We start from the raw sequence: 10,461 nt of genomic DNA, 5'->3' as shown, positions 1-10,461 counted from the left end.
TAAGCAAAGGGCCTTTACCAGAGGTTTACCTTAGGCTGACGTTGCCAAGACGCGGAATTTTAAATGAAAACGGCCCGGAGAGCGTTCCGGGCCGTTACAGGGTGTTGCCTGGAGCGGTGGCGGGCTCAAGGGGTCCGCTGCCTGTGCTGGCCCTATGGCCGGCACAGGACTCCACCGCCCTGCCCCACGCAATCCTTACTTCAGTACAGCAAGGGCTGCATCGTAGTTCGGTTCGTCAGCGATTTCGCCAACCAGCTCGCTGTGCAGCACCTTGTCGTTCTCGTCCAGCACTACCACAGCGCGGGCAGCCAGGCCGGCCAGCGGGCCGTCGGCGATGGCGACGCCGTAGTTTTCGAGGAACTCGCGGCCACGCAGGGTCGACAGGTTCTTCACGTTTTCCAGGCCTTCAGCACCGCAGAAGCGTGCCTGGGCGAACGGCAGGTCGGCGGAGATGCACAGCACGACAGTGTTGGCGACATCGTTGGCCTGGGCGTTGAACTTGCGCACGGAGGTAGCGCAGGTTGGGGTGTCGACGCTCGGGAAAATGTTCAGCACTTTGCGCTTGCCGGCGAAGTCTTTCAGCGACTTGTCAGCCAGGCCTTCACCGACCAGGGAGAAAGCCGGAGCCTGGGCGCCGACCTGTGGCAGGTTGCCGTTAACCTGAACCGGGCCGCCTTTGAGAGTCACTTGAGCCATGACGAAATCCTTATGCTGGGTTTGAAAAGGACACTGAGTTAAGCATGAAGCCGGCCGGGTGCCTATGGGTCAGGTGAAATTGTTCTATTTCCCGACACTTTTTGTGGACAAAAAATGCCCAGGTTGCGACAAGCAACCCGGGCATTCCTCATTGCAGGGGGCGAATCAGCCCAGCAGGCCGTAAACCACCGAAGTCAACGCAACCAGGCCGACCACCACGACGAACACGTTGGAGGCCGCACCGCTGTACTTGCGCATCGACGGTACGCGGCGAATGGCATACATCGGCATCAGGAACAGCAGCACCGCCAGGATCGGGCCGCCGAGCGACTCGATCATGCCGAGGATGCTCGGGTTGAGGGTGGCAACGATCCAGCACACCACCAGCATCAGTGCAGCAACCACGCGGTCCAGGGTTTTGGCACCCGGGCGCGCGCCAGCCTTGGTGATGATGCCCTTCAGGCCTTCGCTGGCACCGATGTAGTGGCCCAGGAACGACTTGGCGATAGCCACGAAGGCGATCAGCGGTGCAGCGAACGCGATAGTCGGGTTGCTGAAGTGGTTGGCCAGGTACGACAGGATCGACAGGTTCTGTGCCTTGGCTTCGGCCAGCTGGGCGCTGCTGAGGGTGAGCACGCAACTGAACACGAAAAACAGCACCATCACCACCATCAGCAAGTGAGCACGGCGCAGGATCTGGCCGCTGCGCTCATCGGCGTGCTCGCCGTAACGGCGCTTCTGGTCCACCGCGAAGGCCGAGATGATCGGCGAATGGTTGAACGAGAACACCATCACCGGAATGGCCAGCCACAGGGTGTGCAGGAACGCCGAAGCCGGCGGCACCTGGGTGGCGCTGTCGAGGATGCCACCGGTCCAGTGCGGCACCAGGTACAGGCCAAGCAGCGCCAGGGCGACGATGAACGGGTACACCAGCAGGCTCATGACCTTGACCGTGGCCTGCTCGCCGCAACGCACGATGGCCAGCAGGCCGAGGATCAGCACGAACGACAGGATGGCCCGCGGTGGCGGCGCCATGTGCAGCTGGTGCTCCATGAAGCTGGACACGGTGTTGGTCAGCGCCACGCTATAGATAAGCAGGATGGGGAAAATCGCGAAGAAATACAGCACGGTGATCGAGGCACCGGCGGTGCTGCCGAAGTGCTCCTTGACCACCTCGGTGATGTCGCCACCGTTGCGCCCCGACAGGACGAAACGGGTCAGCCCACGGTGGGCAAAGTACGTCATCGGGAAGGCCAGGATGGCCAGGATCAGCAGCGGCCAGAAGCCGCCAAGGCCGGCGTTGATCGGCAGGAACAGGGTTCCGGCGCCGATGGCTGTGCCAAACAGGCCCAGCATCCAGGTAGTGTCGTGACGCGCCCAGCTGCCAAGGGTGGCGGGGGTCGATTCTGCAAAGCGTTGTTCAACGCTTGGGGCCTGCTCATTCATTCCGGGTGAAGCTCCACTCGCAAGACTGCAACAGGCTGAGAATGGCGAAATAGTGCCTTCGCCCAACTCAACCGGAAAAGAGGGGCGCGATTGTGCACGGAAAGGTTGCACTTGCGAAGCCCCTTTCCGAGGGGCGGTTGCACTTGTCTTTACAAGCGGGTTGTGCCGACAGGAAATGCAAGGGGCCGCGCAGGCCCCTTGGCGGTGTTACTTCTGGACGGCAGCGAACGCTTCGGCAACCCGTTGCAGGTTGGCCGGGCGCAGGCCGGACATGCACACGCGGCCACTGTCGATCAGGTACACCCCGAATTCGTCCCGCAGGCGGCGCACCTGCTCGACGCTGAAGCCGGTGTAGCTGAACATGCCACGCTGGCGCAGGAAGAACTGGAAGTCCTGGCCTGGCAACAGCACCGCCAGGGCATCGACCAGCGCCTGGCGCATGTCGAGGATACGCTTGCGCATCACTTCCACTTCTTCGGCCCATTGGGCATTGAGGCCGGCATCGCTCAGCACGCCAGCGACCAGTTGGGCGCCGAAGTTGGGCGGGCTGGAGTAGTTGCGGCGTACGGTGGCCTTGAGCTGGCCAAGCACGCTCTGGGCGGTGGCGTCATCGTCGCAGACCACCGACAGGCCGCCTACCCGCTCGCCATACAGCGAGAAGATTTTCGAGAACGAGTTGCTGACCAGGCACGGCACACCGGCACGGGCCATTTCGCGGATGGCGTAGGCGTCTTCCACCAGGCCTTCGGCGAAGCCTTGGTAGGCGATGTCGAGGAACGGGATCAGCTGGCGTGCCTTGACCACTTCGACCACTTGCTGCCACTGGTGTTGTTCCAGGTCGGCGCCGGTCGGGTTGTGGCAGCAGGGGTGCAGCAGTACCACGCTGTTGGCCGGCAGGGTCTGCAGGGTGTCCAGCATGCCGTCGAAGTCCACGCCACGGGTGGCCTGGTCGAAGTACGGGTAGGTGTGCACCTTGAAGCCGGCGCCTTCGAAGATGGCGCGGTGGTTGTCCCAGGTTGGGTTGCTGACCCAGACTTCGGACTGCGGGAAATAGCGCTTGAGGAAGTCGGCACCGACTTTCAGGGCGCCGGAGCCACCCACGGTCTGCACGGTGGCCACGCGGCCGCCGGTCACAGCCGGGTGATCGGCACCGAACAGCAGTGCCTGGATCGCCTGGCGGTAGCTGGCCAGGCCTTCCATCGGCAGGTACAGGGAAGCTTCGTGGTCCTGGCCGGCGATGCGTTTTTCCACCGCATCCACAGCCGCCAGTTGCGGCACCACGCCAGCCTCATCGTAGTACAGGCCGATACTCAGGTTGACCTTGTCGGCGCGCGGATCGGCCTTGAAGGTTTCCATCAACGAGAGGATCGGGTCGCCGGCATAGGCATCGACATGTTTGAACACAGCGTGCAGCTCCTTGGATCAGGACAGTACGAAAAGTCAGCGTTGAGCATACCCGGAGTGCGGGTTCAGGAACATCCACTATTGTGCAAGGTTGTCTATGCAACATTGCATGGCTGGGAATTTGTGCTGGATTCTTAGCGGCACGCCCGCTCCCACAGGTTCAGCGCGTACCTGTGGGAGCGCGCGTGCCCGCGAAAGGGCCGGGTCAGCCAAGCAAGTCTTTCAGGCCCTGCAACTCCTGCTCGGTCACCGCCACCCCCTCCTCCTCAGCCACCTCACGCTCGCGGTATCGCCGCTCACCCGGCATGCGCGTCAACCCCACCGCCTGCATCTGTTCCACCAGCTCGCGGCTGCGCTGGGCAAAGCGCTCGCCCTCGGCCTTGTGCGGGTCGATGACGATGATCAGTTGCCCGGTCCATGGCGTTTTCGCCCCTGGGTACCCCGACCAGTCGAACTCCCAGGAGAAATGCCCACCGGTCAGCGCCGCCGCCAGCAACTCGACCATCATCGACAGCGCCGAGCCCTTGTGCCCGCCAAACGGTAGCAAGGCGCCACCCTCCAGAATCGCCAGCGGGTCGGTGGTCGGCTCGCCATTGGCATCCACACCCATGCCTTCTGGTAGTTGCTGGCCGGCACGCGCAGCAATCTGCACGTCACCGTGGGCCATGGCGCTGGTGGCCATGTCGAAGACGATCGGGTCGTGTTCGGCGCATGGCGCAGCAAACGCGATGGGGTTGGTGCCGAACAGTGGCTTGCGGGCGCCATGCGGCACCACACAGGTCATGCTGTTGACCACGCTCAGGGCCACCAGGCCCTCTTCGGCAAACGGCTCTACATCCGGCCACAGTGCCGCGAAGTGGTGCGAGTTGTGGATTGCCAATACGGCAATGCCGGCATTGCGCGCCTTGGCAACCAACAACTCGCGGGCCGCAGCCAGCGCCGGCTGGGCGAAGCCGCCGGCTGCATCGACACTGACATAGCCGGCAGCTACATCACTGACCTTAGGTATGGCCTGGCCGTCAACCCAGCCACTGGCCAGGGTCGAAACATACCCGGGCATGCGGAATACCCCATGGCTGTGCGCGCCATCACGCTGGGCACTGGCACAGTTGTAAGCCAGCACCCCGGCCACACGCTCGCTGCAGCCATGGCGCCGGAAGATGGCCTGCAACAGGCCCTGCAGTTCGGTAAAAGGCACACGCACGACAGTGCCGGTAGAAGGTGCGGACATCTGAAGCTCCTTGTTGGTATTGGAATGGCTACAGCGTTGCAACGACAAAAACTTTCCTGCATGTGACAGCAATCTGTCAAATGTTGACTTGATGACAGAAAACATTCATTTTCTTCCCCAAGCCTTACCCCTGGAGCCACAGCATGAGCCAACCGATCAAGCAACGCCTGGAAAACAGCCTCGAAGGAGCCGCTGCCTCGGGCCGCAAGATCGCCACCTACATGCTTGCCAACCTGCACGAACTGCCGTTCCAGACTTCAGCCAGCATCGCGGCCAAGCTGGGCGTCAGTGAATCCAGCGTCGGGCGCTTCTGCCGTTCATTGGGTTATGCCCACCTCAAGGCATTAAAACAAGACCTGCAGAACGACTTGGGCGATGGCCCGTGGCTGGTGGGCGACCGCCTGCAAGATTACCGCCAGAACCAGGACGCCAGCGACAACGCCGGCAGCCTGGAGCTGGAAATCGCCGCCCTGGTGCGCGTGCACGAGTACCGCCAGAGCCCGGCCTGGCACAGCGTGGCGCAGCGCCTGGCCAGCAAGCCACGGGTGTTCATCGCCGGCTTCCAGACCGAGCGCGGCGTGGCCATGTGCATGAGCCACTTGCTGCAATACCTGCGCGATGGCGTACAACTGGTCGATATCAGCGCCGGGCACTTCGGCGAAGTGCTGCTTGGCCGCGCCGAAGACAGCGCCCTGGTGGTGTTCGAAGCGCGCCGTTATTCCCGCCATGCCTTGATGCTGTGCCAGAAGGCGCGCGAGGCGGGCATCGCGGTCACCCTGGTGACCGACACCTTCTGTGACTGGGCCGATGCCAACGCCGACGAGGTGTTCCGCATCCCCACCGAGTTCAACCTGTTCTGGGAATCCACCTCGACGATGCTGTCGTGGGTTCACCTGATGGTCAACGAGGTCTGCAAGAAACTCGGGCCTGATGTTGAAAAACGCTTGGAAGCGACTGCCGCTCTACATAACGAGTTCGTCGGCTACACCTCGTGGTCGGCGGGCAAACAACAATAGCAAGAGTGCAATGAGGTGCGAGATGAACAAGACCATGGCCTTGGTGGGTGCGTGTGCCCTGCTGCTGACGGGTGCCGCCAGTGCCGAAACCCTGCGTTTTGCCACCGAGGGCGCCTACCCGCCCTTCAACTATGTCGATGCCGATAACAAACTGCACGGCTTCGACATCGACATCACCCACGCCCTGTGCGAACAGATGAAAGTCGAGTGCACGCTGGTGGCCCAGGACTGGGAGGGCATCATCCCGGCCCTGATGGCACGCAAGTACGACGCTATTGTCGCCTCGATGATCGACACCGAAGAACGTCGCAAGAAAATCGCCTTCACCGACCATTACTACCGCACCCCGCTGACCGTTGCCGTCGCCAAGGACAGCAAGATCGACAGCGCCCAGACCGACTTTGTCGGCTACACCGTTGGCGCCCAGTCGTCGTCCACCCAGGCCATCTACGCCGAAGACGTGTATGGCAAAGCCGGCGCCGACGTGAAGCTGTACCCGACCATGGACGAAGCCAACGCCGACCTGGCCGCCGGGCGCCTGGACGGGGTGATTGCCGACAAATTCCCGCTGCACGAGTGGATGACCAAGAACGGTGGGGATTGCTGCAAGATCCTCGGCGACGTGGCAAACACCAAAGCCGATGCTGCCATTGCCGTGCGCAAGGAAGACGAGGCCCTGCGCCAGCGCCTGAACGTTGCACTGCAACAGATCGTGGCCAACGGCACCTACCAGAAGATCGCCAGCAAGTACTTCGCCTTCGATATCTACAACTGATCTTCAGGAAGTCTTGCGAAATCTCTGTGGGAACGGCGTTGCGTCGCTCCCACAGAGACCGCACTACCCGTCCAAGGGGTTTGTCATGCTCGATCAATTGTCCTTGCTGTCCTTCGCCAGCGGAGGCTGGGGCCAGGCGCTGCTGGCCGGCGCGCTGGTTACGGTTTCCCTCGCCCTGGCCTGCCTGCCCATCGGCCTGCCGCTGGGCCTGGTAGTCGCCCTGGCCGCACGCTCGCGCAAACGCCTGCCACGGGCCTGGGCCACCACGTTCTCTACCGTGTTCCGCGGCCTGCCAGAGCTGCTGACGTTGCTCATCATTTATTACGGCTGCCAGATTGCCGCGCAGAAAATTCTGGCTGCCATGGGCTACGAGGGTGAGTTCCTGATCAACACCTTCCTTGCCGCGATGATTGCCTTCAGCCTGGTGTTCGCCGCGTTTTCCAGCGAGATCTGGCTGGCAGCCTTCAAGACCCTGCCCAAAGGCCAGCTGGAAGCCTGCTCGGCACTGGGCCTGAGCAAGCGCACCGGCTTCTTCAAGGTGCTGTTGCCGCAACTGACCCGCATCGCCCTGCCCGGCTTGTCGAACAACTGGCTGTCGCTGCTCAAGGACACCTCGCTGGTGTCGACCATTTCGCTGGTCGACCTGATGCGCCAGACCAACCTGGCGGTCAGCGTGACCAAGGAGCCGATGTTCTTCTACGGCGTCGCCTGCCTGGGTTACCTGCTGTTCGCGGCACTTTCCGGGCGCGTGTTCGCCTACATCGAACGGCGCAGCAACCGCCACCTGCAAGGAGCACGCGCATGAGCTTCGAACAACTGCTGGCACTGGTGCTCGACCCCGACCTGCTGGAACGTTACGGCCCACGCTTTCTCGATGGCCTGCTGGTAACCGCCAAGCTGGTGGCCATTTCCTTCAGCCTGGGCGCCGTGCTCGGCCTGTTGCTGGCCCTGGCTCGCATGTCGCGCAGCCTGGTGCTGCAGCGTATGGCCGCCGGTTATGTGTACTTCTTCCGTGGCTCGCCGCTGCTGGCCCAACTGTTTCTGCTGTATTACGGCCTGGGCTCGCTCAAGGGCTTCTGGCAGGACGTCGGCCTGTGGTGGTTCTTCCGCGAGGCGTGGTACTGCACCTTGCTGGCATTCACCCTGAACACCGCCGCCTACCAGGCCGAGATCTTCCGCGGCAGCCTGATGGCCGTGGCCCCCGGCCAGCATGAGGCAGCCCGGGCGCTGAACCTGAAACGCTCGACCACCTTCTTCAAGGTGATCCTGCCGCAGTCGCTGCTGGTGGCCATAGGCCCACTGGGCAACGAACTGATCCTGATGATCAAGGCCAGCGCGATTGCCTCGCTGGTGACCATCTACGACCTCATGGGCGTGACCAAACTGGCCTTCTCGCGCAGTTTCGACTTCCAGATCTACCTGTGGGCCGCTGTGCTCTACCTGGTGATCGTGGAACTGGTGCGGCGCCTGCTGAAACACCTGGAAGCCCGCCTGGGCCGCCACCTGAACTGACCGAAGGATACGTTCCATGCATTGCCAGACCCTTGTCCTCGGCGCCGGCATCGTCGGCGTCAGCACCGCGCTGCACCTGCAGGCCCGCGGGCGCCAGGTGATCCTGATCGACCGCGACGAACCGGGCAGCGGTACCAGCCACGGCAACGCCGGGTTGATCGAACGCTCCAGCGTCATCCCCTATGCCTTTCCCCGGCAACTGGGCGCATTACTGCGCTACGGCCTGAACCGCCAGCCCGATGTGCGCTACAGCCTGGCGCACCTGCCCAAGGCCGCGCCGTGGCTGTGGCGCTACTGGCGTCATTCAGCCCCTGGCCGGCTGGCCGGCGCCGCCGCTGACATGCTGCCGCTGGTGCAGCGCTGCGTCGAAGAACACGACGCGCTGATCGCTGCTGCCGGCCTTGAAGGGCTGGTGCAGGCCAAAGGCTGGATCGAAGTGTTCCGCGACCCGGCCCTGTTCGAGCAGGCCAAGGCCGATGCCAAAGGCCTGAGCCGCTATGGCTTGCAATTTGAAATCCTTGAATGCGGGCAACTGCAGGCCCGCGAGCACCAGCTGGACGCCACCGTGGTCGGCGGCATCCACTGGCTCGACCCGAAGACCGTGAACAACCCCGGCGCCCTCACCCGTGGCTACGCGGCGCTGTTTCAGCAGCGCGGCGGGCAGTTCCTGCATGGTGATGCGCGCAGCCTGCGCCAAGCCAACGGCCAATGGCGGGTCGAGAGCCGCCGCGGCCCGATTACCGCCGACGAGGTGGTGGCCTGCCTAGGCCCACAGTCGGCCGAACTGTTCAGCGGCCTGGGCTACCAGATCCCGCTGGCGATCAAGCGCGGCTACCACATGCACTACAGCACTCGTGACGGTGCGCAACTGGAGCACTCCATTTGCGATACCCAGGGCGGCTACGTGCTGGCACCGATGGCGCGCGGCGTGCGACTGACGACCGGCATCGAGTTCGACGCAGCCAGCGCGCCCGGCAACCAGATCCAGCTGGGCCGCTGCGAGGCCCTGGCGCGCAAGCTGTTCCCGGCCTTGGGCGAACGCCTGGATGACACGCCGTGGCTGGGCCGTCGCCCGTGCCTGCCCGACATGCGCCCGGTGATCGGCCCTGCACCGCGCCACCCGGGGCTGTGGTTCAACTTCGGCCACGCCCACCACGGCCTCACCCTGGGCCCGGTCAGCGGTCGGCTGGTGGCCGAGCTGATCACCGGCGAACACCCCTTCACCGACCCCGCGCCCTACAGCGCGACCCGTTTCGACTGAACCCACGCGGGAGAAAAACAACATGACCGCACCACTGAGCCTTGCCAGCCTTGCCCCCGAGCCCGACCCACGCCAGGTGCTGATACGCATCGAAGGCCTGAACAAGCACTACGGCGCGTACCACGTGCTGCACGACATCGACCTGCAGGTGCGCGAAGGCGAACGCATCGTGCTGTGCGGGCCGTCCGGCTCGGGAAAATCGACGCTGATCCGCTGCATCAACCGCCTGGAGGTGGCCCAGCAGGGCAGCATAAAGGTCGACGGCATCGACCTGGCCGCCACCACCCGGGAAGCGGCGCAGGTGCGCAGCGATATCGGCATGGTGTTCCAGCATTTCAACCTGTTCCCGCACATGAGCGTACTGGACAACTGCCTGCTCGCCCCTACCAGCGTGCGCGGGCTGTCGCGCAAGGACGCCGAGGAACGGGCGCGCATGTACCTGAAGAAGGTGGGTATCGAAAGCCAGGCGCACAAGTACCCCAGCCAGCTATCCGGTGGCCAGCAGCAGCGCGTGGCGATCGCCCGGGCGCTGTGCATGAAGCCGAGGATCATGCTGTTTGACGAGCCAACCTCGGCGCTGGACCCAGAAATGGTTGCCGAGGTGCTGGATGTGCTGGTGCAGCTGGCCGGCACGGGCATGACCATGCTGTGCGTGACCCACGAAATGGGCTTTGCCCGGCAAGTGGCCGAGCGGGTGCTGTTCCTTGAGGGTGGGCAAATCATCGAGGACAGCCCGCCGCAGGTGTTCTTCAACCAGCCGCGTACCGACCGGGCCAAGGCGTTTCTGGCGCAGATACTGCACTGAAGCCTGCTCTGGCCTCTTCGCAAGCTTGCCCGCGAAGAGGCCGGCACAAGCAACACTTTATTGCACCGCTGCAAAGACCCAACTGCATCGTTAAATATTATTGACCGGCATCCCCGCCAAACCCACGCCACAACAGGCCCGCATCGGTTTCAGCCCCCAAAAACCGGTGCATTCCCCGCGTTAAAGCCCTCTTCAGTCGTTTGACATATCGAACGGCTCTGGCAAGCTATCTACATGCCCCGACCGGAATCGTCGCCTCTGACGAGCCGGCAGTGCTCGGGGCTACAGGCTGCACCCAAGGCTCCGCGCCGTGCA

At 63.4% G+C, this 10,461-nt stretch carries 10 protein-coding genes; 6 read left to right on the top strand and 4 right to left on the bottom strand.

Annotated elements, in window-relative coordinates:
- Positions 1-195 precede the first annotated feature (195 nt).
- From tpx to D906_RS23230, 4 genes are all read right to left on the bottom strand, one after another.
- Positions 196-696 carry a thiol peroxidase gene (tpx, locus tag D906_RS23245; RefSeq protein WP_019098358.1) on the bottom strand — a complete coding sequence of 167 codons (501 nt, stop codon included), beginning with the start codon at positions 694-696 and terminating at the stop codon, positions 196-198.
- Between the two features lie 165 nt (positions 697-861).
- Positions 862-2,142, bottom strand: a complete 1,281-nt coding sequence (locus D906_RS23240; protein WP_025752601.1) for a serine/threonine transporter — start codon at positions 2,140-2,142, stop codon at positions 862-864.
- Positions 2,143-2,349: 207 nt separating this feature from the next.
- Positions 2,350-3,546, bottom strand: a complete 1,197-nt coding sequence (locus D906_RS23235) for an amino acid aminotransferase (protein ID WP_019098357.1) — start codon at positions 3,544-3,546, stop codon at positions 2,350-2,352.
- 205 nt (positions 3,547-3,751) lie between these two features.
- Complete coding sequence (locus D906_RS23230; RefSeq protein ID WP_019098356.1) at positions 3,752-4,777, bottom strand: Ldh family oxidoreductase; 1,026 nt, start codon at positions 4,775-4,777, stop codon at positions 3,752-3,754.
- 143 nt (positions 4,778-4,920) lie between these two features.
- Between D906_RS23230 and D906_RS23225 the strand changes: the two genes are divergently transcribed.
- The 6 genes from D906_RS23225 to D906_RS23200 all read left to right on the top strand — a co-directional run bounded on the left by D906_RS23225 (position 4,921) and on the right by D906_RS23200 (position 10,146).
- The gene (locus tag D906_RS23225) at positions 4,921-5,793 is read left to right on the top strand and encodes a MurR/RpiR family transcriptional regulator (RefSeq protein WP_016713843.1); all 873 of its coding nucleotides are present in this window, start codon (positions 4,921-4,923) and stop codon (positions 5,791-5,793) included.
- Between the two features lie 22 nt (positions 5,794-5,815).
- The gene (locus tag D906_RS23220; RefSeq protein WP_019098355.1) at positions 5,816-6,568 is read left to right on the top strand and encodes a transporter substrate-binding domain-containing protein; all 753 of its coding nucleotides are present in this window, start codon (positions 5,816-5,818) and stop codon (positions 6,566-6,568) included.
- A gap of 85 nt (positions 6,569-6,653) precedes the next feature.
- Positions 6,654-7,373 (top strand): ABC transporter permease, encoded by a 720-nt coding sequence (locus D906_RS23215; RefSeq protein WP_016713841.1) that lies wholly within the window; start codon positions 6,654-6,656, stop codon positions 7,371-7,373.
- Positions 7,370-8,080 (top strand): ABC transporter permease, encoded by a 711-nt coding sequence (locus D906_RS23210; protein ID WP_019098354.1) that lies wholly within the window; start codon positions 7,370-7,372, stop codon positions 8,078-8,080. Before D906_RS23215 ends, D906_RS23210 begins: the two co-directional genes overlap by 4 nt.
- A 16-nt stretch (positions 8,081-8,096) precedes the next feature.
- Positions 8,097-9,341: an FAD-binding oxidoreductase gene (locus tag D906_RS23205; protein WP_016713839.1), complete on the top strand. Its 1,245-nt coding sequence runs from the start codon at positions 8,097-8,099 to the stop codon at positions 9,339-9,341.
- Between the two features lie 22 nt (positions 9,342-9,363).
- Entirely contained in the window at positions 9,364-10,146 is a 783-nt protein-coding gene (locus D906_RS23200; RefSeq protein WP_019098353.1) for an amino acid ABC transporter ATP-binding protein, read from the top strand.
- Positions 10,147-10,461: the final 315 nt, after the last annotated feature.

The organism is Pseudomonas sp. LAIL14HWK12:I1, from assembly GCF_003202095.1.
GTDB lineage: Bacteria > Pseudomonadota > Gammaproteobacteria > Pseudomonadales > Pseudomonadaceae > Aquipseudomonas > Aquipseudomonas monteilii.
This window is presented reverse-complemented; position numbering and strand designations above follow the sequence as displayed.